The sequence below is a fragment of the Mycoplana sp. 10N416 genome (genome assembly GCF_056394765.1).
On record NZ_JBFTIM010000007.1, the window covers coordinates 35,041 to 59,416 of the forward strand.

General features: G+C 62.8%; 21 protein-coding genes. 4 read left to right on the forward strand and 17 right to left on the reverse strand.

What is annotated here, in order from left to right:
* Window positions 1-250 precede the first annotated feature (250 nt).
* Window positions 251-955 (forward strand): hypothetical protein, encoded by a 705-nt coding sequence (locus tag AC1DDS_RS15380; RefSeq protein WP_477479704.1) that lies wholly within the window; start codon window positions 251-253, stop codon window positions 953-955.
* A gap of 202 nt (window positions 956-1,157) precedes the next feature.
* Here the strand turns inward: AC1DDS_RS15380 and AC1DDS_RS15385 are convergent, their stop codons facing one another.
* The 8 genes from AC1DDS_RS15385 to AC1DDS_RS15420 all read right to left on the reverse strand — a co-directional run bounded on the left by AC1DDS_RS15385 (window position 1,158) and on the right by AC1DDS_RS15420 (window position 10,966).
* A complete protein-coding gene (locus AC1DDS_RS15385) occupies window positions 1,158-1,796 on the reverse strand; it encodes a Crp/Fnr family transcriptional regulator (RefSeq protein WP_477479705.1) in 639 nt (212 codons plus the stop codon).
* A 262-nt stretch (window positions 1,797-2,058) separates the two neighbouring features.
* A complete protein-coding gene (locus AC1DDS_RS15390) occupies window positions 2,059-5,373 on the reverse strand; it encodes an efflux RND transporter permease subunit (protein ID WP_477479706.1) in 3,315 nt (1,104 codons plus the stop codon).
* Between the two features lie 155 nt (window positions 5,374-5,528).
* On the reverse strand, window positions 5,529-6,731 hold the full coding sequence (locus tag AC1DDS_RS15395; protein WP_477479707.1) for an efflux RND transporter periplasmic adaptor subunit: 1,203 nt from the start codon (window positions 6,729-6,731) through the stop codon (window positions 5,529-5,531).
* Window positions 6,732-7,064: 333 nt separating this feature from the next.
* A complete protein-coding gene (locus tag AC1DDS_RS15400; protein WP_477479708.1) occupies window positions 7,065-8,057 on the reverse strand; it encodes an ABC transporter substrate-binding protein in 993 nt (330 codons plus the stop codon).
* A 19-nt stretch (window positions 8,058-8,076) separates the two neighbouring features.
* A complete protein-coding gene (locus AC1DDS_RS15405; protein WP_477479709.1) occupies window positions 8,077-8,946 on the reverse strand; it encodes an ABC transporter permease in 870 nt (289 codons plus the stop codon).
* On the reverse strand, window positions 8,943-9,827 hold the full coding sequence (locus AC1DDS_RS15410) for an ABC transporter permease (RefSeq protein WP_477479710.1): 885 nt from the start codon (window positions 9,825-9,827) through the stop codon (window positions 8,943-8,945). The genes AC1DDS_RS15405 and AC1DDS_RS15410 overlap by 4 nt, the downstream gene beginning before the upstream one ends.
* A 2-nt stretch (window positions 9,828-9,829) precedes the next feature.
* Entirely contained in the window at window positions 9,830-10,165 is a 336-nt protein-coding gene (locus AC1DDS_RS15415; RefSeq protein ID WP_477479711.1) for a hypothetical protein, read from the reverse strand.
* Window positions 10,166-10,966, reverse strand: coding sequence for an ABC transporter ATP-binding protein (locus tag AC1DDS_RS15420; RefSeq protein WP_477479712.1), 801 nt, complete (start codon window positions 10,964-10,966; stop codon window positions 10,166-10,168).
* Between the two features lie 123 nt (window positions 10,967-11,089).
* On the opposite strand from AC1DDS_RS15420, the gene AC1DDS_RS15425 reads away from it, so the two are divergent.
* Window positions 11,090-11,503 carry a cupin domain-containing protein gene (locus AC1DDS_RS15425; protein ID WP_477479713.1) on the forward strand — a complete coding sequence of 138 codons (414 nt, stop codon included), beginning with the start codon at window positions 11,090-11,092 and terminating at the stop codon, window positions 11,501-11,503.
* A 14-nt stretch (window positions 11,504-11,517) separates the two neighbouring features.
* Here AC1DDS_RS15425 and AC1DDS_RS15430 read toward each other — a convergent pair whose 3' ends face one another.
* The 3 genes from AC1DDS_RS15430 to AC1DDS_RS15440 all read right to left on the reverse strand — a co-directional run bounded on the left by AC1DDS_RS15430 (window position 11,518) and on the right by AC1DDS_RS15440 (window position 14,680).
* Window positions 11,518-11,865, reverse strand: a complete 348-nt coding sequence (locus tag AC1DDS_RS15430; RefSeq protein ID WP_477479910.1) for a hypothetical protein — start codon at window positions 11,863-11,865, stop codon at window positions 11,518-11,520.
* Between the two features lie 29 nt (window positions 11,866-11,894).
* Window positions 11,895-13,349, reverse strand: coding sequence for a dihydropyrimidinase (gene hydA / locus AC1DDS_RS15435; protein WP_477479714.1), 1,455 nt, complete (start codon window positions 13,347-13,349; stop codon window positions 11,895-11,897).
* A gap of 80 nt (window positions 13,350-13,429) precedes the next feature.
* Window positions 13,430-14,680: a Zn-dependent hydrolase gene (locus AC1DDS_RS15440; RefSeq protein WP_477479715.1), complete on the reverse strand. Its 1,251-nt coding sequence runs from the start codon at window positions 14,678-14,680 to the stop codon at window positions 13,430-13,432.
* Window positions 14,681-14,958: 278 nt separating this feature from the next.
* Here AC1DDS_RS15440 and AC1DDS_RS15445 point away from each other — a divergent pair, with 278 nt between their 5' ends.
* Complete coding sequence (locus tag AC1DDS_RS15445) at window positions 14,959-15,609, forward strand: TetR family transcriptional regulator C-terminal domain-containing protein (protein WP_477479716.1); 651 nt, start codon at window positions 14,959-14,961, stop codon at window positions 15,607-15,609.
* 21 nt (window positions 15,610-15,630) lie between these two features.
* On the opposite strand, the gene AC1DDS_RS15450 is transcribed toward AC1DDS_RS15445, so the two are convergent.
* From AC1DDS_RS15450 to AC1DDS_RS15475, 6 genes are all read right to left on the reverse strand, one after another.
* Window positions 15,631-17,103, reverse strand: a complete 1,473-nt coding sequence (locus AC1DDS_RS15450; protein WP_477479717.1) for a GGDEF domain-containing protein — start codon at window positions 17,101-17,103, stop codon at window positions 15,631-15,633.
* Window positions 17,104-17,229: 126 nt separating this feature from the next.
* Window positions 17,230-18,165: a DMT family transporter gene (locus AC1DDS_RS15455; RefSeq protein ID WP_477479718.1), complete on the reverse strand. Its 936-nt coding sequence runs from the start codon at window positions 18,163-18,165 to the stop codon at window positions 17,230-17,232.
* 178 nt (window positions 18,166-18,343) lie between these two features.
* Window positions 18,344-19,918 carry a winged helix-turn-helix domain-containing tetratricopeptide repeat protein gene (locus AC1DDS_RS15460; protein WP_477479719.1) on the reverse strand — a complete coding sequence of 525 codons (1,575 nt, stop codon included), beginning with the start codon at window positions 19,916-19,918 and terminating at the stop codon, window positions 18,344-18,346.
* Window positions 19,919-19,967: 49 nt separating this feature from the next.
* Window positions 19,968-20,318 (reverse strand): hypothetical protein, encoded by a 351-nt coding sequence (locus AC1DDS_RS15465; RefSeq protein ID WP_477479720.1) that lies wholly within the window; start codon window positions 20,316-20,318, stop codon window positions 19,968-19,970.
* Between the two features lie 92 nt (window positions 20,319-20,410).
* Entirely contained in the window at window positions 20,411-21,724 is a 1,314-nt protein-coding gene (gene preA / locus AC1DDS_RS15470; RefSeq protein ID WP_310419044.1) for an NAD-dependent dihydropyrimidine dehydrogenase subunit PreA, read from the reverse strand.
* Between the two features lie 14 nt (window positions 21,725-21,738).
* The gene (locus tag AC1DDS_RS15475) at window positions 21,739-23,100 is read right to left on the reverse strand and encodes an NAD(P)-dependent oxidoreductase (protein ID WP_477479721.1); all 1,362 of its coding nucleotides are present in this window, start codon (window positions 23,098-23,100) and stop codon (window positions 21,739-21,741) included.
* Window positions 23,101-23,355: 255 nt separating this feature from the next.
* Between AC1DDS_RS15475 and AC1DDS_RS15480 the strand changes: the two genes are divergently transcribed.
* Complete coding sequence (locus tag AC1DDS_RS15480) at window positions 23,356-24,309, forward strand: sugar-binding transcriptional regulator (protein ID WP_310419050.1); 954 nt, start codon at window positions 23,356-23,358, stop codon at window positions 24,307-24,309.
* The last annotated feature ends 67 nt before the right edge of the window (window positions 24,310-24,376 follow it).

Here is a 24,376-nt window from a genome sequence, read left to right on the forward strand (position 1 = left end):
TGCGTGCTGCGCTTTAGTGCCCTCGCTGTCGTGCCTGCCATGGTGGTGGTCCCATCTTGGGACGAGCGCACGGGTTTCGTCGCTTTTTAGCTTTCGTATTAGGCGAATATGAAATTCACCCAGTTATGTTCACCGGCGAAATGCGGAGAATGTAATGTTTCGGGACGTTGGTCGACAGACAGCGCTGGGAGGGGACCGCTTCACCCTTGCGAGGGACGGCCTTGCGACGCTTGTGGCCTATGGGGTTCTGGTGGCGGCCGTGCTCGCAACAGCGATCCACCTGATCTTTAGCGCGCTCCATGTACCCTTCCATCTGCTGCCGCTGGCGGAGCCGAGCCTGGCTTCCCAGGGGCCCGCCCCATCGATGCTGATGGCGACCAGTGTCGCCGCTTTGGTCGCGGCGCTGGTCGGCCTCGGCGTCGGGAGTGTCTATCGCTCGCGTGGCGCGCGTGATCAGGGTGGTCCCGCTAGTTCGATCGCCGGTATGGTGGAGCCCGACGCGTTTGTTGAGGCAATTGCCGGGTCTGAAGCTTACCGGTTCCTGGTGCTCTTTCAGGTGCAGCATTTTGCGTTCATCGCCAGCCGCTATGGCGCGGATGCCGCGAACGGTGCGACGCGACGGGTTATGGAGGAGCTGTCTCGCACCTTTTGCGCTCCGCACGCAATCAGGCGATGCCCCGGCGGCGAATTCCTCGTCATGGCGGGGTCCCAGAGTCATGACGACTGTATTCTGCTTGTGGAAGAGGTTCGCCGTTCGGTGGCGGCACGCACCATCGCAACAGGAGGAATGGAATTGGCCGTTGCACTGTCGGCTACCATAGCGGAGGTCGCGCCGAATATGCCGGCTTCCTTGGCGCTAGAGGTCGCGCGGCGGGCGGCGGACCATGGCAGAGATAGCGCCTGCGAACATACGGTCCTTGCCTTCGAGGGGCATGCAAAGGTGTGGAACTGCTGAACCTTCGGGGGCATGCTCGGAAGGCGCTGGCACTTCAAGCCGTGAGATGACCACGGCTAATTAGGTAAACTTCACCGTGCGGCGCCGGGTAAACCGCACATAACCGCTATGCTACGAAACAATTCTGCCGGTAGTTAGGGCACGGCCGCCCTGTGACCCCGCGCCATTGCCTGCCGCAGCAAAATGTTTCCATAGCGGCGCGTCAGACCGACTGCAGCGCCTCGGGATCGCTGACCTGCACCAGCCGGCCACGCACACTGACGCCGTACCGCTTCAGATGCGAGAACGCGCGCGACAAAGCTTCTGGTGCAAGCCCGAGCTTACCGGCTAACAGGTTTTTCTGATAGGGAAGGCGGAAGCTGACATTGCGAGAGCCCTGCGGGCATTGCTTTTTCAGATAGTGCGCGACCCTCTGCGGGGCGGTGTGGAGGCGGTCGTCCGCCAAGGTGGAAAGACTGCCTGCGAACTGGCCGGACAGCCCAGCAGCCAGCGCGAGTGCAAGATCTGGCTTTCGGGCGGCGAGCTCCCGGACCCGTTGCAGGCTGAACTGGACGATCTTGACGCTGTCGGTGGCCTGAGCGCTGGCGCAATAGGCGTGCCCATGCAGACAGGCGCTCGCGCCAATCAGGTCGCCCGGTTCATGGACCAGAAGGTCCACCTCGCGGCCCAATGAGGAAAGATGGAAGCTGCGCACGTAGCCGCTGAGCACGCAGCAGAGCGTGTCGGCGAGGTCCCCCTCGCGAAACAGCACCTGTCGCGGTCCGATCGTTCGTACAGTGGCAATCTCGAGCATCGCCGACAGCGTGTCCAGTTCCAGCCTGGACAGCAGCGGCAGCCCCATCAGTGTTTCGCGCTCCCAGGCGCTTGGCCTTATCATCCTGTTCATCGCTTCACACCGCCTTTTCCCCATATATCATTCCAAGGGAGGGTGTTGTTTGAACAACAATGCCCATCCCTCGATGTAGAAGAGATGGTAAAGCGCATTTTCAGGACCTTCGTTGATTTCGGTCAAATAGTCACAAGGCTCTAAAATAGCCGGAAGACGAGAAAAAGCCGGGTGAACTTGCCACCCGGCTTTCGTTTAACCTCAAGTTTTGAAACCCTTATTCCGCTGCGAGCGTGGAGCGGTGCACGACGCTGAGGGGCTTTTTGCCGGCCGTGCGCTCCTTCTCCAGTGCTGCCACCCTATCCTCCAGGGCCTCGACCGTTCTTGTTGTTTCGTTCGCTGTTTGCGTCAGCGCCTCATTGTCGAGCGGCAGGGGCTCCTCGTCCTTCTTGCCGACGAGGCGACCGAAGAGCCTTGCCAGAAGCCGTGAGAGGTCGTCCATGATCAGGAAAAAGGACGGCACGACCACCAGCGACAGAACCGTCGAGACGATGATGCCGCCGATCACCGCGATCGCCATGGGTGCGCGGAACGTGCCGCCTTCGCCGACGCCAAGCGCCGACGGCAGCATGCCGGCCGACATGGCGATCGACGTCATGATGATCGGTCGGGCACGCTTGCGCCCCGCCTCGACCATTGCCCCGAGTCGGTCCATGCCGCGGTGCATCATCTCGATCGCAAAATCGACCAGCAGGATGGCGTTCTTCGTCACGATGCCCATCAGCATCAGGATGCCGATGAGGACGGGCATGGACAGGGAGTTCTGCGTCAGGATCAGGCCCGCAGCCACGCCGCCGATTGCAAGCGGCAGCGAGAACAGAATGGTAAAGGGCTGGATGACGTCCTTGAACAGCAGGATCAGCACCATCAGCACCAGCAGGAGGCCAAGCAGCATGGCGTTGCCGAAGCTCTGGACCATTTCGGCCTGGATTTCGGCGTCGCCGCTTTCCTGGAAACGCACGGTCTCGGGCATGTCGATGCTGTTGGCGATTTCCTTGAAACGGGCCGTCGCCGTATCCAATGCCACACCGGGCTTCAGATCGGAGCCGATAGCGACGACCCGGCTGCGGTCGAAGCGCTTGATCGAACTGGGGCCTTCCGAGTAGTCAATATCGGCCACCGACGACAACGGCACGACCTGCCCGCTTGCCGTCTTGATCTTCAGGTTGCGGATCGCGCCGAGATTGCCGCGGAATTCGCGGTCAACCTGCACCCGGATGGGGATAAGGCGCCCGTCGAGCGACATCTTGCTAAGCTGTGAATCGATGTCGCCGATTGTGGCGACGCGGATCACTTCGGCGATCTGTGCGGTGGTGATGCCGAGGCGTGCCATCTTGTCGTCGTGCGGCCGGACTTGCAGTTCGGGCCGGGGCAGCGAGCCTTCGGAGCTCACGTTCGAGAGCAGCGGGTCGGCTCGCAGCTTGGCCTCGAGCACGGCGACCGTGTTGTTCAGATCTGCTTCATTGTTGGAAAGCAGGTTGAACGTCAGGTCGCGCTCGGCGCGGTCGTTGAGCTTTATGATGCGGACATCCGGGATATCGCGGATTGCCGCGAAGATGTCCTTTTCGACATCCCATTGCGGTTTGATACGGCCGGCCGGCGGCAGCTTCGGGAGGTGCTGGCCGATGACCGGCAGGCCGCCGAGGACATCGTTGACGATCTTGTTGAGGAGCGAATGATCTCGCTTGTCCAGCATGACCGTCACTGACGCGCGGCGCAGTTCAAGATCGCCCTTCGGCGAGGAGCCTCCCAACACGAAGATGTCGCTGACGCCATCGATGTCCTTCAGACGCTCGACGATTTCCGACGTCGCGCGGTCGGTGTCTTCCAGCATGGCATCGGGGGGGAGTTCGACCGACATGACGACGCGCGAGGCATCCTCCGGCGGCATGAAGCTGCCGGGAACGGTGAAAAGCAGCATCACCGAGCCGATAAGGAAGGCAATGGCGCCAAGAAGCGTGGCGTAACGGCTGTACCAGTGCTTGGTCGTCACCGTCACGAGCCAGGTGTAGCCGCGCATGAAGGTGCTGTCCGTCTCCTCGTCGTGACCGTCGGCGTCGCTGGAGCGCATCAGGTAGGCCGCCATCACAGGCGTGATCAGGCGTGCCACCATGAGAGAAAAGAACACGGCGACGGCAACGGTGAGGCCGAACTGGATGAAGTACTGTCCCGGAATCCCCGGCATGAAGGACACCGGCACGAAAACCGCGATGATCGTGAACGTGGTGGCGATCACCGCGAGGCCGATTTCGTCGGCGGCCTCGATCGCGGCGCGATAGGGCGTCTTGCCCATCTTGATGTGACGGGCGATGTTCTCGATTTCGACGATCGCGTCATCGACGAGAATGCCAGTAGCGAGCGTCATGGCGAGGAAGCTGACGAGGTTGAGCGAGAAGCCCAGCAGTTCCATGATGTAGAAGGTCGGTATGGCGGAGAGTGGCAGGGCCACGGCCGAGATCAGCGTCGCGCGCCAGTTGCGCAGGAAGAGCAGCACGACGATCACGGCCAGGATCGCGCCTTCCATCAGCGTGTGGAGCGCTGCTTCGTAGTTGCCGTAGGTGAAGTAGACGGCGTCGTCGACAAGGCTGATGGCGACGTCGGGGTTCTTCTCGCGCACCTTGGCAAGGGCCTTGTCGACGGATTCGGCAACAGTCACCTCGCTGGCGCCCTTCGACCGGAAGACGGCGAAGGTCACGACCGGCGTGCCGTTGAAGCGCGAGAAGGAGCGGGGCTCCTCGTAGGTGTCGGTGATCCGGCCTAGCTCGGACAGGCGGACGAAGCGCCCGTTCGGGAGCGCGATCATCGTCGCTGCCAGCTTTTCTACCGAGCGCGCGTCGCCGAGCACGCGGATCGCCTGTTCGGCACCGGCGATCTGGCCGCGGCCGGAACCGACATCCGCGTTCATGCTGCGCAACTGCCTGTTCACATCGGCGGCGGAAATGCCGAAGGATTCAAGCCTGTCGGAGTTCAGGTCGACCAGCACCTCCCGATCGGCGCCGCCGAAGCGGTCGATCTTGCCGACGCCCGGCTGGCCCTGCAACGCGCGCTTGACGGTGTCGTCGACGAACCAGGACAGCTCTTCGAGGGTCATGTTCGGCGAAGAAACCGCAAACGTCTGGATTGCCTGTCCCTCGACATCGATCTTGGTGACGATCGGTTCGTCAACCGATGCCGGCAGATCGTTGCGCACGCGGTCGATCGCGTCCTTGACGTCCTGCAGCGCCTGGTTTGTCGGCACCTCGATCTTGAACAGAACGGACGTCACGGAGCTGCCGTCGGTGACGGTCGACAGGATGTCGTCGACGCCGGAGATGCCGGCGACCGCGTCCTCGATCTCCTTGGTCACCTGGAGTTCGAGCTCGGCAGGCGCCGCACCGCTCTGGGTCACCGTGATCGCTATGACCGGAACGTCAATGTTCGGGAAGCGGGTGATCGGCAATGAAAAGAAAGATTGCAGCCCGACGACGATCAGCAGGAAAAAGGCAAGCAACGGCGCGATCGGATTGCGAATGGACCAAGCAGAAAAGTTCATGTTGCAAATGTCCTCGTCCCAGAGATCGCCTGCATGGATTCGGGTTGTCAGTCCTAAAGCGAGCCGCGGTGTCTCAGGTTTGCTTGCAGCGCTCTAGGGCCTGGATTTTTCGCATGTCTCTTCCGAAAGCGATTTTCGCTTTCGAGGCACATGCCTTAGTTCGCAGCAACGGGTGTGACGGCCTTCACCGGTCTGACCCTGTCGCCGTCGCGGACATAAGCGCCAGCCTTGGCAACGACTTCATCGCCGGCGGCAAGGCCGCTTGCGATTTCGATCACCTGGCCGTCCTGGATACCGGTTTCCACCTTCACCAGTTTGACGATACCGTCCTCAACCTTACGCGCAACCGTGCCTTCGCGCGAGGTGGTCACGGCGGAAAGCGGGAGAACGACGCCCTTCTTCTCCTGCGTGATGATCTCGGCGCTGGCAAACATGCCGACACGTGCCTTTTCCGGCTCGTCCAGCTTGATGTAAACGCGGCCGAGGCGGGTATCGTTGCTGAGCGTCGGTTCGACCAGGCGGATGCTGCCGGAGAGCTTGGCCGTGCCACCGGCAAGCGTCACGGTTGCCGGCTGGCCCACGGCGAGCTTGAGGATCGAGGTCTCGGATACATCCGCTTTCAACTCGATTTCGCCATTGCGAATGATCGAGAACAGTGGCTGGCTGGCGCCCATCGCAATTGCGCCGATCTTGGCGGTTCGCGACGACACGATCCCCGAGACCGGAGCCTTGACGGCCGTGCGGGCGAGTTTCAGGTCGATGTCGGCGATCTGCGCTTCCATGACCTTGATCTCTGCCTTCGAGACGGAAATGGCCTGCTCTGCAGACGTGACGCGCGAAACGGCAGCCTTGGCAGCGGCGGTCGCCTGGTCGAAAACCGCCTGGGAGGTCGCGCCCGACTTGACCAGCTTTTCCGCGCGCTCGCGTGCCTTGTCGGCTTCCTCGGCGTTTGCTTTCGCTTCGATCAATTGCGCTTCGATCTGCGCCAGAGCTGCCTCGGCCTTGGCGCGCATTGCCTCCTGCTGGCTTTTCGCCAACAGCAGTGCATCGTCGTTCAGCGTTGCGAGCGTATCGCCCTCCTGCACGCGGTCGGCGACTTCGGCGCCGAGGGAACGAATGGAGAGACCGTCGACGAGCGGCGCTACATAGACTTCCTCGACCGGCTGGATCGTGCCGGTGGCAATCACCCGATCGACGATGGTGCGCTCTTCCGCAGCGGTGACGACGATTGCCGGCAGGTTCTGGACCTGGTCGCCTGCGGGTTGGGCAGCAACGTCGGCCGCGCGCAAACTCGTTGCGCTGGCCGCAGTCGAAACAGCGACGGAAAGGCAGAGAATGTACTTTAGTCCACGCGCCATGGGCCGACCTTCTCGATGCAAGTGAATTCGCAAGACACGCCGGAGTTTCTTCTTGATATGGCCGGGCGCCATTCTCCCAGATTGGCTGGACGCTGCGTTCAGGCGCACGTCCAGCGGCCCTGCGTGGCCGGGTCCCAAGCTGCGCGATGTATGTAATGGGATGGCTTCCGCCTTACAAGGCGCCATACAGCATGGTGCCTCAATATTCTACATCGACCGTTGTCGCCGTGCAACATAACAGGCCGTGCTAGCATGGCGCGCATCTGCGGCCGATGAAGAAGGCGCGCGGAGGAGGTAACCGCCGCGCGCCTTCGTTGCAATCAAGTCCGAGTTCTACTTGAGGGCTTCGTCGCTGATCTCGTGCGTCCAGGCGCCCTCCGGCTCCTTGGAGATGACCGGATCGGAACCGCCCGCCAGCAGCGAGGCGACGGTGCGCTTGTAGTCGGTTTCGTCGAGCGCGCCGTTCGAGCCGGCGGTGAGCTTGGCGACCTCGCCCATCATGAACTTCTGGTGCGCCTCGGTCTGCGCGCCGGTCGAGTCGTTTTCCAGCACGATGCCGGCGGCTTCGTCCGGGTTCTGTTCGGCATATTTCCAGCCTTTCATGGAGGCACGCACGAACTTGACCATCTTTTCCTTGAAGGCCGGGTCCTTGAGCTTGTCTTCCAGCACGTAGAGGCCGTCTTCCAGTGTGGCGACGCCCTGGTCTTCATACTTGAAGGTCACGAGGTCTTCCGGCTTGATGCCGGCGTCGAGAACCTGACCGTATTCGTTGTAGGTCATGGTCGAGATGCAGGCGGCCTGCTTCTGGATCAAGGGATCGACGTTGAAGCCCTGCTTGAGGACGGTGACGCCTTCCGGTCCGCCATCGGTCGGAATCTTCAGGTGGCTCATCCAGGACAGGAACGGATACTCGTTGCCGAAGAACCAGACGCCGAGCGTCTTGCCCTTGAAGTCTTCCGGTCCCTTGACCCCGGTTTCTTTCAGACAGGTCAGCATCATGCCGGATTGCTTGAACGGCTGGGCGATATTGACGAGCGGAACGCCCTTCTCGCGGGTGGCAAGGGCAGAGGGCATCCAGTCGACGATGACATCGGCGCCACCGCCGGCAATCACCTGCGCGGGGGCGATGTCGGGGCCGCCCGGCTTGATGTCGACGTCAAGACCTTCCTCCTCGTAGAAGCCCTTGTCCTTTGCCACATAGTAGCCGGCAAATTGCGCCTGGGTAACCCATTTCAGCTGCAAGGTGACCTTGTCGGCGGCCTCGGCCTGGAAGGCGGCAAGCGAGAAGGCACTTGCCATAAGCAGCGATGCAATTGTTTTTTTCATAGCGGTTCCCTCATTATTATTACGCCTGCCCACCGCGGACAGACGGATGCCAGAAGGTAACGGCGCGCTCGACGAGCGCAACCGCTCCGTAGAAAACCGAGCCGGCGAGCGCGGCGATCGCGATCTCGGCCCAGACCATGTCGACATTCATGCGGCCCACTTCCGTGGAGATCCGGAAACCCATGCCGACAATGGGCGTTCCGAAAAACTCGGCGACGATGGCGCCGATCAGCGCCAGCGTGGAATTGATCTTGAGTGCATTGAATATGAAAGGCCAGGCGGCGGGAAGCCGTAACTTGACGAGGGTTTGCCACCAGCTGGCGGCATAGGTCCGCATCAGGTCACGTTCCATGTGGCTGGCCGCGGCAAGGCCGGCGACGGTGTTCACCAGCATGGGGAAGAACGTCATGATGACGACGACGGCCACCTTCGACTGCCAATCGAAGCCGAACCACATGACCATGATGGGGGCGACGCCGATCACCGGCAGCGCCGAGACGAAATTGCCAAGCGGCAGCAGGCCCTTCTGCAGAAAGGGTGAGCGGTCGATCAGGATCGCGACCAGGAAGCCGAGGCCGCAGCCCAGCGCATAACCGGTGATCACGGATTTCAGGAACGTCTGCCGAAAGTCCGCCCAGAGGGTGGGGAGCGAACTGATCAGACGGGACCAGATGGCGCTTGGTGCCGGCAGCAGCACCGACGGGATGCCAAAGCCCCGCACGATGCCTTCCCACAGCACCAGAATGGCGATGCCGAACAGGAGGGGAACGGCCAGGCGCGCCGCTCGCTGCGCTGCATGATTATGGAAATGCTGGCGCACCAGCCATTCGTTAAAGGCCCAGGCGGCGAGCCAGAAGGCGACGGCGGAGAGGAGCGGGGCGTAGTTCATGCACGGGCTCCCATGCGTCTGAGAACGGCCGAATGGGCAATGCCGACAATGATGACGAGGAGGGCGGCAACGGCTGCCGCCATGAACAGCGCCGCCCAGATCTGCACCGTCTGCCCGTAGTACGAGCCGGCCAGCAACCGCGCACCGAGACCGGCGACTGCCCCGGTTGGCAGTTCACCGACGATCGCGCCGACGAGCGAGATCGCGACGGCGACCTTCAGCGAGGTAAAGAGATAGGGCATGGAGGACGGCCAACGCAGCTTCCAGAAGGTCTGCGAGGACGAGGCGTTATAGGTGTGCATCAGGTCGAGCTGGATCTGCTCGGGACTGCGCAGCCCCTTCACCATGCCGACGACGACCGGGAAGAAGCTGAGATAGGTGGAGATCAGTGCCTTCGGCAGCAGGCCGGAGAGGCCGACCGCGTTGAGCACGACGATGATCATCGGCGCGATGGCGAGGATCGGAATGGTCTGGCTGGCAATGACCCAGGGCATCAGCGAGCGATCCATGGCCCGGTTGTGGACGATGCCGATCGCCAGCAGGATGCCGAGCACCGTGCCCATGGCAAAGCCGAGCAGCGTCGCCGACAGCGTTATCCAGGCGTGGTAGACGAGGCTGCGCTTCGAGGTGATCGGCTTGTCGATGGTGGTGTCCCAAAGCTCGGCGACGACCTGATGCGGTGCAGGAAGCACCGGCCGTTCCTGCGCCATGGTCTTCGGCAGCAATTCGGTAAAGGTGATCGTCGTCCCGTTGCGTGCAGCCGTGTCGCGCTCGAACGGGGCGTTGAGGAAGACGGCGGAGACGTACCAGAGCGCGATGATCGCGACGATAACGGTGCCGATGGGGACGAGGCGGTCCTTGAAAAAGCTTTGCTGTTCCATCGTCAGCTCCGTTCCGCCGCCGGCATCAGCATCAGCCCCATGGCGAGCACGCCGAGGCCGACGCCGGCAAGCTGTGTGCTGCTGAGCCGCTCGCCGAAGACGACGAAGGCGATGATATTGATCAGCAGCAGTTGCGCGATCGCGGACGCCGAGATGGCAAGCCCGAGCCCCCCTTCGCGCATCAGTCGCACCATCATCAGGTTGCCGACGCAGTAAAGCCCAAGCGAGAAGACGAGCATCAGCAGGTTGTTGTTCGACACGTAGGCGCGCGAGGCGGTGGCCGCCGAAAGAAACACGGCCATGGAGCCGGTCAGCCAGAGGATGAACTGCGGATTCATTTACCGGTGATCCTCATAGCTGTGCCCAGCGCGCAGGCCTTCGCGGACGCGATGCGCGATCTCGAGGAATTCGGGCGACTCGCGAATGTCGAGCGGGCGCTCCTTCGGTAGCGTCGAGTCGATCACGTCGGTAACGCGGCCGGGGCGGGGGCTCATCACGACGATCTTGGTCGAAAGATAAACCGCCTCCGGGATCGAATGGGTGACGAAGCAGATGGTCTTGTTCGTGCGTTCCCAAAGCTTCAGCAGCGCCTCGTTCAGGTGATCGCGGACGATTTCGTCGAGCGCGCCGAAGGGCTCGTCCATCAACAGCAGGTCGGCGTCGAAGGCGAGTGCGCGGGCAATCGAGGCGCGCTGCTGCATGCCGCCGGAAAGCTGCCAGGGATATTTCCGGCCGAAACCGGCGAGATTGACGAGATCGAGCGTGCGGGCGATGCGCTCCTTCTGTTCGGCGGCCGGATAGCCCATGATTTCCAAAGGCAGGGCGATGTTCTTTTCGATCGTGCGCCAGGGATAGAGGGCCGCGGCCTGAAAGACGTAGCCATAGGCACGCTTGTGGCGCGCTTCTTCCGCCGTCATGCCGTTGACGGTGATCGTGCCCGACGTCGGCTTTTCCAAGTCGGCGATGACGCGCAGAAATGTGGTCTTGCCGCAGCCGGACGGGCCGATGAAGGAGACGAAGTCACCTTTTTCGACCGTGAGATTTACGTCAGAAAGCGCATTCACCGGGCCATCGGCGGTCTCAAAGGTCAGGCCGAGATTTGTTGCGCAGACGACGGAGGATGCGGATGCCTTGTTCATTCCATTACCCTCGGTGGCGCTGGCGTAACCAGACTGCATGCCTGTCGGGCGCATTGCAATCGGCATTGTCTTCATGGCTAGATCGGACACGTGACTTCACACTCGATTGTTGGAGGAAGGGCGATGGAACGGGGTGAAACAGCGACCTGCCGCGTCATCCGCCCGGGCGGCAGCTATGATGGCAAGCAAGGGCTTTCGTATTTCGAGGGGATTGCGCGCGAGACGGTCGGCGCGACAGGCATCTGCATGCATCTTCTGACGATTCCGCCGGGCAGTCGCGCCAAGGCACATCTGCATGCGAGCCACGAGACGGCGATCTACGTGCTCTCTGGTGAGGCGCACACCTGGTACGGAGAGCGGCTGGAACAGCACGTCGTCGTCAGGGCCGGCGAGATGTTCTACATTCCTGCCGGCGTGCCGCACCTGCCAGCGAACGTCTCCGACGCCCCCTGTTCGGCGGTGATTGCCCGCACCGATCCGCACGAGCAGGAAAGCGTCGTGCTGCTGCCGGAACTGGACGGGCTGGTGCCGGTCTAACGATTCGGGACGTGTCATCGACATTGCACCAGCGGTCCCCAGGCCGTCCCGTCGGAGAACGTGATGGTGACCGATCCGTCGACAGCCGGAACAATCGCAATCGACTCAGTTTCCGCCGCGTCGTCGTCTTCTGCGTGGCAGGCCACTGTTGCCGTAAAGGCGTCGCCGCTCTTCTTCACTTCGTCCTTGAACGCGCAGTAGGAAACGGAGGTGGTGATGCCTTCCTTATCCAGAAGAAAGAAAAGGTCGGAGCCTGTCGTTTCGCCGGTCAGGGCGTAACGACAGCCGTCCGCGTCGCCGTAGGAGCCATCGGGAAAGCGCTGTTGCGCCTGGGCCTGACCCCAGATGCAACAGCCGGCCATGAAGATCAAAGCAACCGTCCGGGGCGCCATCAGACCCCGCTTGCCGGAATGCCGCTACGCTGCACCTTGCGGGGTGCAGTGACTTCCTTCCAGGTCGACAGCGCGGTGGAGACGGCGGGGAAGGGGTCGCGGCGGACGAATTCCCCGTGACCTTCCTGGGTCTTGACGGCCGCCTCCTCGATCGCGACGACACCGCGGGTCAGCGTGAAGCGCGGCAGGCCCGTCACCTCCTTGCCCTCGAAGACGTTGTAGTCGATCGCCGACTGCTGGGCCTTGGCGGAAATCGTCTTCGACCGCTTCGGATCCCAGACAACGATGTCGGCATCGGCGCCGACGAGGATGGCGCCCTTCTTGGGATAGATGTTGAGGATCTTGGCGATGTTGGTCGAGGTGACGGCGACGAACTCGTTCATGGTGATCCGGCCGGTGTTGACGCCATGCGTCCACAGCATCGGCATGCGGTCCTCGAGGCCGCCAGTGCCGTTCGGAATCTTGGTGAAATCGCCAACGCCGAAGCGCTTCTGCTCGGTGGTGAAGGCGCAGTGGTCGGTTGCGACCACCTGCAGCGAGCCCGAGGCCAGGCCCGCCCAAAGACTGTCCTGATGCTGCTTGTTGCGGAAGGGCGGCGACATCACGCGGCGGGCGGCATGGTCCCAGTCCTTGTTGAAGTATTCGGTCTCGTCGAGGGTCAGGTGCTGGATGAGCGGTTCACCGTAGACGCGCATACCCTTCTGGCGGGCCCGACGGATCGCCTCGTGCGACTGCTCGCAGGAGGTATGGACGATATAGACCGGACAGCCGGCCATGTCGGCGATCATGATGGCGCGGTTGGTGGCCTCGCCTTCGACCTCGGCGGGGCGCGAATAGGCGTGCGCCTCGGGGCCGTTGTTGCCTTCGGCGAGGAGCTTCGCCTGCATCTGCGCCACCACGTCGCCGTTTTCGGCATGGACAAGCGGCAGGGCGCCGAGTGCGGCGCAGCGCTGGAACGAGGAGAACATCTCGTCGTCATCCACCATCAGGGCGCCCTTGTAGGCCATGAAGTGCTTGAAGGTGTTGATGCCCTTGTCCTTGACGACGGTCTCCATCTCGTTGAAGACCTGCTCGCTCCACCAGGTGATCGCCATGTGGAAGGAGTAGTCGCAGTTGGCCCGAGTGGACTTGTTGTCCCACATCTGCAGCGCTTCGAGCATCGACTGGCCGGGCGAGGGGAGCGCGAAGTCGACCACCATCGTCGTGCCGCCGGCGAGCGCCGCGCGCGTGCCGCTCTCGAAGTCGTCGGAGGAATAGGTGCCCATGAAGGGCATTTCGAGATGGGTGTGCGGGTCGATGCCACCCGGCATGACATAACAGCCGCTCGCGTCCAGCACCTCGTCGCCGGAAAGATTCGGGCCGATCGCGACGATCTTGCCGCCCTCGATCTTGACGTCGGCCTTGTAGGTCAGATCGGCGGTGACGACGGTGCCGCCCTTGATGACTGTGCTCATGTCTTTCTACCTTCGCAACTGTGTATGGACGGCAAGCTGCCATGACGAAAAAGGGCGGCGCTTTCGCACCGCCCGTTGTTTCACTCGACGATCCCTGCCGTCTCGATCACCGCGTGGAACAGCACGTCGGCGCCGGCACTGGCCCATTCCCTGGAGATGTCCTCGGCCTCGTTGTGCGAGAGGCCGCCGACACAGGGGCACATGATCATCGTGGCCGGCGCCACCTTGGCCGCCCAGCAGGCGTCGTGACCGGCGCCGGAAATGACGTTCATGTGGCTGTAGCCGAGGGCTTCGGCTGCCTTGCGTACCGCGGAAACGAGGGTCGGGTCGAAGGTGACCGGGTCGAAATGGCCAACCGCTTCGACGGAACAGCCGACGCCGAGCGCCTCGCAGATCTTTGCCGCTTCCGCTTCGATCGTCGCCCGCATGCCATCGAGCTTCGCCTGGTCCGGCGAGCGGATGTCCACGGTGAAGACGACCTTGCCGGGAAGCACGTTGCGGGAGTTGGGGGAGAAAAGGACCTGGCCGACGCCGCCGACGCAGCCCGGCTGGTTCTTCATCGCCACGGCCTGCACCATCTCGATGATACGCGACATGGCAAGCCCGGCATTGACGCGCATGTTCATCGGCGTCGAGCCGGTATGCGCCTCGCGGCCGGTCAGTGTGAACTCGAGCCACCACAGGCCCTGACAGTGCGTGACGACGCCGATCTGCTTGTTCTCGGCCTCGAGGATCGGGCCCTGCTCGATGTGGTACTCGAAATAGGCGTGCATCTTGCGCTCGCCGACTTCCTCATCCCCAACCCAACCGATGCGCTTGAGCTCGTCGCCGAACGTCTTGCCCTCAGGGTCCTTGCGCGAATAGGCGTAGTCCAGCGTCAGCGCACCGGCAAAGACGCCGGAAGCGACCATGGCGGGGGCAAAGCGCGCGCCTTCCTCATTGGTCCAGTTGGTGACGACGATCGGGTGTTTCGTCTTGATGCCGAGGTCGTTTATCGAACGGACGACTTCGAGGCCGGAGAGCACACCGAGCACGCCGTCAAACTTGCCGCCGGTCGGCTGGGTGTCGAGGTGCGAGCCGATATAAACGGGCAGCGCATCCGGATCGGTGCCGGGGCGGGTGGCGAACATCGTGCCCATCTTGTCGACAGACATGCTCATGCCGGCGGCCTCGCACCAGCGTTTGAAAAGGCTGCGGCCTTCGGCATCCGCGTCGGTCAGGGTCTGGCGGTTGTTGCCGCCGGCGACGCCGGGGCCGATCTTCGCCATTTCCATGAGACTATCCCACAGGCGGTCGGCATTGACGCGCATGTTCTCGCCGGGTGCGGCCATGTCACTAGCTCCCATTTCTATCGAGCGGCTCCTTGCGCAACCGCCTATGTGTTCCCGCCGGACAATGGGGCGCGATTTGTTTTTGTGCGCCTCCGAACAGCCGTTGCGTTTGAAGCGCAACTCGCCGATAATTTGACCGGTTGGTAAACATTACAGCTTCCATTGCGGCACTCAAGTCGAAAAAGCGAAAAGCCGCGGGCTTGGCCCAGAAAAATGGCATGGGCTAAACTGGTGATTTTGACTGCACTTTTCTGTTCGGGCAAAAGCTGAGAGGCAAGATGGTTCTACCGAGAGCGGCGAAGACACAGCGGCGCACGCGAATTCAGGAGGAAAAGGAAGAGCGAATCCTGGAGGCCGCGCTGGAAGTATTTTCGCTGCATGGCTATCGGGGGGCGACGGTCGACCAGATCGCCGAGGTTGCAGGCATGTCGAAGCCGAACCTGCTCTATTATTTCCGCACCAAGGAGGCGATGCACCGCGCATTGATCACGCGCGTGCTGGACACCTGGCTTGACCCCCTTCGCGAGTTTGACGCAGAGGGGAATCCGGTAACGGAAATCCGCAGCTACATTCGCCGCAAGCTTGAGATGGCGCGGGATTTCCCACGCGAAAGCAGGCTCTTCGCCAATGAGGTCCTGCAGGGCGCGCCCAACATCGAGGACGAGCTGAAAGGACCGCTCAAGGCGCTCGTCGACGAGAAGGCGGCAGTGATCCTCGACTGGGCCAAGGCCGGCAAGATCGCGAAATGCGATCCCTATCACCTGATCTTTTCGATCTGGTCGACGACCCAGCACTACGCCGACTTCGACGTGCAGGTGCGCGCGGTATTGGGGCAGGATCAGGCGGGCGATGGCCGTTTCGAGGATGCCGCTCGCTTTCTCGAGCAGCTCTTCATCGGCGGCTTGCAGGTGCGGGACCAGGCTTCCTGATCACCGGCCGCTTGTCACTGTTTAGGGGCTTGTTCCTTCGCCGGTTCCCACTTTCGCAAGACATGCTGTCGTGAAAACAACGATGCGGTTGCGTCCGTCGGCTTTTGCCCGATAGAGCGCGGTGTCGGCCTGAGCCAGAAGGGCGTCCAGAGAGGGCTTGGCTGTATCGGTCTGGAAGGCCAGCCCGCCGCTGACGGTTATCGGAATGCGGTTGCCGTTGCCGACATCGACCAGCCGTTCTTCGACCGTCCGGCGGATGTTCTCGGCGATCGCGGCGGCCTCCTCGCGCATCGTATCCGGGAAGAAGACGGCGAACTCCTCGCCTCCCAGCCGGCCGAACAGGTCCTCCTTGCGAAGCGCTTCGGTAACCGAACCGGCGAAGGCAACGAGCGCCGCGTCACCGCCAGCATGGCCGTGGCGGTCGTTGACGGACTTGAACCGATCCACGTCGAGCATCAGCACCGCGGCAAAGCCGGGTCTGGTGGCATCCGCTTCCAGCAGGCGTTCGCTTCGATCGATGAATGTGCTGCGGGTGAGGGCGCGTGTCAGCGCGTCGTGATCGACCGAATCCTGCAGGCGTTTGAGGAGTTCGTTGCGCGTGGTGGTGACACTGGCGACGGTGAGGGGTGCCAGTGCGATCAGCGCAAGCGCCAGGCGGATCGACTTGCCCCATGTGAGCAGGTCGATGTGGGCCGGCAGCGTCGCGAAAGACCCGGTGACGATCACCATGCCCCACATGCTGAAGATAAGGGTGAGAACGGCGGTGGTGAACAGCGAGTAGCTGACGGCACACCACAGCAGCGCCGGGACCGGAAAGGCGAACGAGCCGGGACCTTCAATCAGATTGCCAAGCAGGATGGAGACGGCAAGGGCTGCGACCGGCATCACATCGCGCGTCCCTTCGACTGTCGCGAAAATTCGCCTCGGCCAAGGGATGTCGCGCGGCCGCGGCGCGGTCAGGATGACCGGCAGCACGACGATGGCATTGGCGAGTTCCGTGCCGAACCAGTACTCCAGGCCGATCGCAAAATCGCGTCCGAATGCCAGGCTCGCCGCACCGGCGCCGATAAAGGCGCCTGCGGCGGCGGCGCTGCAGCAGACGGCGAAGAGGAGCATGAACGATTGCGGCCAGCGCAGGCGCTGGTGATCCACGGAGATTCGCCGAAACAACAGATAGCCGACGGCCGCTTCGGCCATATTGGCGCAGGTCATCCACAAGGTCAGGCCGAATGATCCGCCAGTCACCAGATCGGCCGCGACGTAGCCGGCGAAGGCGCCGGTCCAGCCGGAAAAGGAGGCCAGGCGTGGACTGCGGATCATGATGCCGAGCAAGACCGCGTTTGCGGGCCAGAACGCTGCAAGAAAACCGACGGGCCTGGTGAGGATGCCGAACAGTGCTGCGCAAAAGATGACGCCGGCAACGAGCAATGCATCACGCGCAACGCGCGCCCAACTCGCCGGCAGGCCCGATACGGACCAGCTGTCGTCAGTCATATGATGCCCCCAACTTCGCCCCGCCGCGCCAGCTAAGGCAGCGAACGCCCCCCTTTGACACCATGGCTGTGAAATTTTTCTGAATTGCGATGGGGTGCGACGTTCCTTCGCAGCCAGGGCGTGTCGTCAGTCCGGCAAGCGCGCCATGGCCACAAGGCCACAGGCGGTGACGAGGGCGCCGGCGAACACGGTTGCATGGGGCCAGCCGTGACCGAGAAGACCTTCGAGGACGATGATGAAGCTCGGCGTCAGGTAGCCGTATCCAAGTACCTTCGGCGCTGGCAGCCGCATGGAGGCGTATTGGAGAAGGAGGAATGTAACCGCCGTGGTCATGACGGCGAGATAGGCAACGGCGCCATAGACGACCAGAGGCAGCGTGGCGAAATCGGTCGCCGCGAGCTCCCGCGCGCCAAAGGGCAGCAGGCACAGGGTGGAAGCGACCGTGACCCAGAAGCCGAAGGCGAACGGGTTCTCGCCCCGGCCGTATTTGCGTAGCAGCGGCACATAGGCGGCGTGTGCCGCGACGCCGATGAAGAAGATGATTTCGCCGCGACCGACATCGAAGGAGAGCATCGCGTCGATTTCGCCGCGGAAAATGACCCAGACAGCGCCAATGGCCGCAATCACCAGGGCGATCAGGACGCCCGAGCGGGTGCGTTGGCCGAGGAAGAGCAGTGCGAAGCCGGCGCTCAGCAACGGCATGAGCGTGAAGACGGCTCCGGTCGAGACCGGATCCGTAAACTCCAGCGCGATGAACATCGTCAGCATGTAGAAGGCGATCAGTCCGCCGAGGACCAGGAAGCGCCAGGTTTCCCTTGGCAGAGCAAACGGAGCGCGGAATATGCCGAAGGCAAGGACGGCCATCACCAGCATGGTCAGGAGATAACGCCAGAGCATCAACGGACCCGCATCCATGTGCTGTGTCGCCAGCCTGCCGAAGGAGAAGGAGCCGGCGATGAGCACGGAGAAGAGCAGCATGGCAAGGTGGCCTAAGAGCCGCTCCCGGCGCGATACCTGCGGGTTTGAAGCGGCCTGTCTGGTGTGCTGCGTCGTCCGATCCACGAAGATGCTTCCGGTTGTGCGAAACTTTGCCGGCTTAGCATGGGTGACACGTACCGTCAGGGGTATTTGTTCCGGGAGGTCGATTATCCGCAAACCCTCCATGACGGACGGGGTGTCACTCCAGGCAGGTGCTCCCCCTTACGGTTCTTACAAATTGAGGATTGTCGCAATGTCCGGTCTAGGAACCATCGTCACGGGAAAAGCAATCCAGCGCCAGCCGCACGCCGCGCAGAATATGCTCGATGTCCTCATCCCGCTCGAACTCCAGCCGCGTCTTGATAGTCTCCTCAATCGATAGGCCGGGCTTTGCTTGGAGAATCTGCCGTATCTGCGCGGCGGCTTTTGCGTGCATTTCCGTCATCGCGTAGCAGGCTGCAAGCCGTATGTCGTGCAGAACGCCGCATTGGGGAATGCTAACCAGTTCCTCGGCCGCCTTCCGGTATTCACCAATCGTGTAGAGCAGTATCGACCGATCGTAGTGATACCACTGCGGATGGATTGGATTGAGGCGAACGGCACGATCCATCCACTCCAGCGCCTCGTTGGGACGCCCGCGCATCGTCAGCAAATAGCCCATCTGCGCCAGCGTGTCGGCGTCGTAAGGGTTGAGGTCCAGCGAGCGACGCAGATGCTGCTCGGCCGCCGCGTGCTCGCGAAGGCAGAGCAGGACGACCGCCATGATGCGATGGCATCGGGCTTCCTCCGGAGCCAGCGCAAGCGCCGTCAGCACCCGGTCGCGGCAGGCGACAATGACGTCGCGCGGCGACCCGCCGTAGCCGTTGATGATGAGATCTGTCAGCGCGAGATAGGCATGGGCGAGACCGTATCGCTCGTCGAGCTCGACGGCGCGAAGGAAATGGATGCGGGAGCGTTCGTTCACGCCTTCGCCGTAACTGCGCAGCAGGGCGATGCCGCGCGTCAGATGCTCGAAAGCGTCGATGTTTTCCGGTGTCGGTGCAGCCGGGCGCTGCAGGACCGCGCCTTCGATGTTCGCTAGCAGCCGCGAAATGATGCGGTAGGCGATAATTTCGTTCAACGCGAAAAGGTCGCTGCCGTCGCCGGAAAACGTCTCACCCCAGAGGCGGTGGCCGTCGCGCGCCTCGCTCAAGGATGCCGCGATGGTCAGGCGCGAACCGAGCCTGCGCACCGATCCCTCCACCACGAAATCGACACCCAGCGCCTTACCGATCGTTTCGCCCGCCGGGCCCGGCTCGCTGCGGTAAGCGAAGGCGGAATTGCGGGCGATCACCGCAACGGTCTTGAAGCGCGCCAGCCCGTTTGTGATCTCTTCGACGATACCATCGATGAACAGCGCGTCATCCGGATTGTTGCCCGCATTCTTGAAGGGAAGCACGGCGACCGTCGGTTCCTGCGAGAGATGCAGGGCCGCGTCATGGGCGGGTTCTTCGGGCGAAACGGCCGGCGGGTGCTCGGTGGCGTCGGGGAGTGTCAGAACGTAGCCGCGCCGCGGGACCGTCCGAAGCAGTTGCTGCGCCTCGCCGCCCAGCGCCCTTCGGGCATCGCAGATGCACTGCGTCAGCGAATCCTCAGTGACCGAAACGTCCGGCCAGATGGCGTCGAGCAGCGCATCCTTGGAAAGAACCTTGCCGCGATGCCGCGCAAGATGGGAGAGCAGAAGAAAGGTCTTGGCGCGGACCGAAACCGGCGTGCCGGAGCGCACCAGCGTGCCGCAATCGAGATCCAGCACGCAGTCACCGATGCGGAACAGCCGTTGATCGCCACTCTCGTCCACCGATGGAGTCCCCGCGGAACACCCCCTCCATCGGAGCCCCGCGCGGCCATCAAGTCAAGCGCAGGACGGCTCCAAACGTAAACATTTCTCGCCAGGACCAGGCGCGCAGGGGCGTCGGCGCAGAAGCCTCTGTGGCATCGTCGGACAGCATGTCGAGCAGATAGCCCATCTCGCTGCCGGGATAGGCGGTGATGCCGGAACCGATCAGGTCGATCAGTTCATCCCTGCGGTCTTGATATGCGGTGCGTTCGTGGCGGTGCGTCGTCATGGCCACTCCCTCCATCGGATAGGGGAGTGTGGCCTCATCGGTGCAGAAAATCTGGAACGGGTTCTGAAATTTCGCTGAAATCTTGCCCGCCGCCATGAGGTGAGGCAGGGCGTCGCCCGGATGTTTGGGCATCGGCCCGAGTGCCGGTATGCGAACGTTTGGCGCATGGACCGGTGCCCAGGCCCCACCATGAGGATGGGGCCTGGGATAGCTGCGGGGTGGAACTATTCCGCGGCCTGGCGGGCCATCGGATTGTTCGGATGGGTCGTCCAGTTGGCGTAGTTCGGGTCGACCGGCTTGCCGGTGCGCTGGTCAAGGACGCCGGCGGCCAGCGGCACCATGGTGATGCAGTTGTCGACCGGGCAGACGTTGACGCAGAGATTGCAGCCGACGCACTCGTCCTCCATCACCTCGAAATGCCTGATACCGTCGACCATGGAGGTGATCGCCTGGTGCGAGGTGTCCTCGCAGGCGATGTGACAGCGGCCGCACTTGATGCAGGCGTCCTGGTCGATGTGCGCCTTGGCGACGTAGTTGAGGTTGAGGTACTGCCAGTCGCTGACGTTCGGCACGGCACGGCCGGTGATGTCGTCCAGGGTCTTGTGACCCTTGGAATCCATCCAGTCGGAGAGCCCGGTGATCATCTCCTCGACGATCTTGAAGCCGTAGGTCATGGCCGCGGTGCAGACCTGTACGTTGCCGGCGCCGAGCGCCAGGAACTCGGCCGCGTCGCGCCAGGTCGTCACGCCGCCGATGCCGGAGATCGGCAGGCCGTAGGTTTCCGGATCGCGGGCGATCTCGGCCACCATGTTGAGGGCGATCGGCTTCACCGCCGGGCCGCAATAGCCGCCATGGCTGCCCTTGCCGTCGATCGACGGCTCGGGCGAGAAGGTGTCGAGGTTGACCGAGGTGATCGAGTTGATCGTGTTGATCAGCGACACGGCGTCGGTGCCGCCGGCCTTGGCGGCACGCGCCGGCTTGCGGATGTCGGTGATGTTCGGTGTCAGCTTGGTGATGACCGGCATGCGCGTGTACTGCTTGCACCAACGCACCACCATCTCGATGTATTCCGGCACCTGGCCGACGGCCGCACCCATGCCGCGCTCGGACATGCCGTGCGGGCAGCCGAAGTTGAGTTCGATGCCGTCGGCGCCTGTTTCTTCCACCAGCGGAAGAATGGATTTCCAGGCATTTTCCTCGCACGGCACCATGATCGAGGCGATCAACGCCCGGTCCGGCCAGTTCATCTTCACCTGCTTCATCTCCTGCAGGTTGATCTGCAGGGGACGGTCGGTGATGAGCTCGATGTTGTTGAGGCCGAGGAGCCGGCGGTCGGCGCCCCAAATTGCGCCGTAGCGCGGGCCGTTGACGTTGACGACCGGCGGGCCTTCCTCGCCGAGCGTCTTCCAAACGACGCCGCCCCAGCCCGCCTTGAAGGCGCGCTCGACGTTGTAGGCCTTGTCGGTCGGCGGGGCGGAGGCCAGCCAGAAGGGGTTCGGGGACTTGATGCCGACGAAATTGTTGCGGAGATCAGCCATGGTTCGTTCTCCCTTCAGGCGACGGCAACGGAGGGACGTGCGCCAGCGGCAAGCGTCCGGTTGATCGAATCAGCAGCATCGCGCCCTTGCGCGACCGAGGTGACGGTCAGGTCCTCGCCTGCCTTGACGCAGTCGCCGCCCGCCCAGACGCGGGCCACGGAGGTCCGGCCTTCCGCATCGATTGCAATGCGCCCGCCTTCAAGCTGCAGGTTGCTGACACCGATCGGGTCGAACGTCTGGCCGATCGCCTTGAAGATCTGGTCGGCGGCCAGGATGCCGGTCTCGCCGGTGCCGACAAGCCTGCCGTCCCGGATCTCGGTGTATTCGACCTCGATACCGGCGACGTGGCCGTCCTTGCCGACGACTCTCTTCGGCTGCAGCCAGTGCCGGATCATCACGCCTTTGGACGTGGCGAGGTCCTGCTCGAATTCCGAAGCGTTCATCTGCTCCTTGCCGCGGCGGTAGCAGATCGTCACCTCCTCGGCGCCGAGCAGTTTGGCCTGAACGGCGGCGTCGATCGCCGTCATGCCGCCGCCGATCACGACGACGCGGCGGCCGATCGCGATATCGGCCTTGTCCTCGACCTGGCGCAGGGCGGCAATGAAGTCGACGGCGTCATCGACGCCGGCAAGCTGCTCGCCCTCGACCTGAAGCGCATTGACGCCGGCAAGGCCCATGCCGAGGAAGACGGCATCGAAATTGTCGGTCAGTTCCCCAAGGGTGAAGTCGCGGCCGAGCCTCTGGCCGTTGCGGACCTCGATGCCGCCAATGGCGAGCACGTAGTCCACCTCGCGCTGGGCGATGTCGTCCGTCGCCTTGTAGGTGGCGATGCCGTATTCGTTAAGTCCACCGGGTTTTATGCGGGCGTCGAAGACGACCACGTCGTGGCCGTTCACGGCAAGCCGGTGGGCGCAGGCAAGACCGGCCGGGCCGGCGCCGATGACGGCGACGCGATGGCCCGTGCGGGCGGCGCGCTCGTAGAACTGGATATTCCGCTCCATCGCCGTGTCGGTGGCATAACGCTGCAGCCGGCCGATCTCGACGGGGCGCTCTTCCGCCGTGTTGCGGACGCAGGCCTGCTCGCACAGCGTCTCGGTGGGACAGACGCGGGCGCACATGCCGCCGAGGATGTTCTGGTCGAAGATGGTCTTGGCCGACCCAACCGGATTGCCGGTCGAGATCTGGCGGATGAACATCGGAATGTCGATGGTGGTCGGACAGGCCGTCATGCATGGCGCGTCATGGCAGAAGTAGCAGCGATCGGCCGCCACCAGTGCCTCATGATGATCCAGGGGCGGATGAAGGTCGGAGAAGTTTTTCTCATAGTCCGCCGACGAAAGCCTGCCGCCATGAATCCCAGATGCGTTTGTTCCCATTGTTATCTCCCATTCGAGTGGGCTTTGGATGATGAAACGGTAACACGCTTTATTTTTTTATCAAACGGTAAAAGTTTTGGTGGAAGTGCTGGATTTCCAGGTGGTTGAGCTGAATAAATCCTGACTACAAAAGTCATAAATCTGGTTTTGTTTGATGCTGCAACGCAAACTATTGGTTGCGGCGCAACCTCGATGACGGATTTGACAGCGCTGCTGAAATGATGTCAGCACATCGAGACAGTTTGAGGTCAGACCATGGCAAGGCGATCCGAAACAGGTGGCAGGCTGGACGATGCGGCGAGAGCCGGCTGGCTCTATTACGTCGCCGGCCGCACCCAGGACGAGATCGCGGCCGCCATGGGCATATCGCGGCAGTCCGCGCAGCGCCTTGTCTCGCTCGCCGTCGCCGAGCGATTGATCAAGGTGCGGCTCGATCATCCGATCGCCGAGTGCCTCGAGCTTGCCCAGCGGCTCAAGCAGCACTTCGCTCTGCGCTATGTCGACGTCGTGCCGACCGATCCTGCCTCGACCTCGACGACCGTCGGCATCGCCGAGGCGGGGGCGGCGGAAATCGAGCGTTGGTTGAAGCGTCCGGATCCGATCGTGCTTGCGGTCGGCACCGGACGCACGCTCAAGGCCGCGATAGATCAGTTGCCGGCCATGGAGTGTCCGCAGCATCGCATCATGTCGCTGACGGGCAATATCGGACCGGACGGCTCGGCCGCCTATTACAACGTCATCTTCAGCATGGCGGACGCCGTCAAGGCGCGGCATTTTCCGATGCCGCTGCCCGTTCTGGTTTCGTCGGCTGAGGAGCGGGACCTGCTGCACAGGCAGAGTCTCGTACAGAGGGCCCTGAAACTCGGAGAGGAGGCGGACGTCGCTTTCGTCGGTATCGGCGAACTCGGTCCCGACGCGCCGCTCTGCGAGGACGGTTTTCTCGGCCGGGATGAAATGGCGCGGCTGATGGAGCAGGGGGCGGCGGGCGAAATCTGCGGCTGGATGTTCGACCGCGAGGGCGTTCTGATGCCCGGAAGCATCAACGAGCGCGTCGCTTCCGTCCCGCTTCCCTCGCGTGACAGGGCGACCGTCATCGGCCTTGCCAAGGGCCGGCGCAAACACCTGGCTATCCTTTCGGCCCTGAAGGGGCGGATGATCAACGGCCTTGTCACGGACGAGGCGACGGCGCGCTATCTGCTGTCGGCGTGAGTCCGGGCCGAAAGCTCCTTCATTGGTGGAACAGAAGGGCGGCGAGCGCACGATCTTGCTCTTACCA

Coding starts and splice junctions, on each gene's coding strand:
- AC1DDS_RS15385 (WP_477479705.1), bottom strand. CDS start 1,796: ATGGGGCTGCCGCTGCTGTCCAGGCTGGAACTGGACACGCTGTCGGCG.
- AC1DDS_RS15390 (WP_477479706.1), bottom strand. CDS start 5,373: ATGAACTTTTCTGCTTGGTCCATTCGCAATCCGATCGCGCCGTTGCTT.
- AC1DDS_RS15395 (WP_477479707.1), bottom strand. CDS start 6,731: ATGGCGCGTGGACTAAAGTACATTCTCTGCCTTTCCGTCGCTGTTTCG.
- AC1DDS_RS15400 (WP_477479708.1), bottom strand. CDS start 8,057: ATGAAAAAAACAATTGCATCGCTGCTTATGGCAAGTGCCTTCTCGCTT.
- AC1DDS_RS15405 (WP_477479709.1), bottom strand. CDS start 8,946: ATGAACTACGCCCCGCTCCTCTCCGCCGTCGCCTTCTGGCTCGCCGCC.
- AC1DDS_RS15410 (WP_477479710.1), bottom strand. CDS start 9,827: ATGGAACAGCAAAGCTTTTTCAAGGACCGCCTCGTCCCCATCGGCACC.
- AC1DDS_RS15415 (WP_477479711.1), bottom strand. CDS start 10,165: ATGAATCCGCAGTTCATCCTCTGGCTGACCGGCTCCATGGCCGTGTTT.
- AC1DDS_RS15420 (WP_477479712.1), bottom strand. CDS start 10,966: ATGAACAAGGCATCCGCATCCTCCGTCGTCTGCGCAACAAATCTCGGC.
- AC1DDS_RS15425 (WP_477479713.1), top strand. CDS start 11,090: ATGGAACGGGGTGAAACAGCGACCTGCCGCGTCATCCGCCCGGGCGGC.
- AC1DDS_RS15430 (WP_477479910.1), bottom strand. CDS start 11,865: ATGGCCGGCTGTTGCATCTGGGGTCAGGCCCAGGCGCAACAGCGCTTT.
- hydA (WP_477479714.1), bottom strand. CDS start 13,349: ATGAGCACAGTCATCAAGGGCGGCACCGTCGTCACCGCCGATCTGACC.
- AC1DDS_RS15440 (WP_477479715.1), bottom strand. CDS start 14,680: ATGGCCGCACCCGGCGAGAACATGCGCGTCAATGCCGACCGCCTGTGG.
- AC1DDS_RS15445 (WP_477479716.1), top strand. CDS start 14,959: ATGGTTCTACCGAGAGCGGCGAAGACACAGCGGCGCACGCGAATTCAG.
- AC1DDS_RS15450 (WP_477479717.1), bottom strand. CDS start 17,103: ATGACTGACGACAGCTGGTCCGTATCGGGCCTGCCGGCGAGTTGGGCG.
- AC1DDS_RS15465 (WP_477479720.1), bottom strand. CDS start 20,318: ATGCCCAAACATCCGGGCGACGCCCTGCCTCACCTCATGGCGGCGGGC.
- preA (WP_310419044.1), bottom strand. CDS start 21,724: ATGGCTGATCTCCGCAACAATTTCGTCGGCATCAAGTCCCCGAACCCC.
- AC1DDS_RS15475 (WP_477479721.1), bottom strand. CDS start 23,100: ATGGGAACAAACGCATCTGGGATTCATGGCGGCAGGCTTTCGTCGGCG.
- AC1DDS_RS15480 (WP_310419050.1), top strand. CDS start 23,356: ATGGCAAGGCGATCCGAAACAGGTGGCAGGCTGGACGATGCGGCGAGA.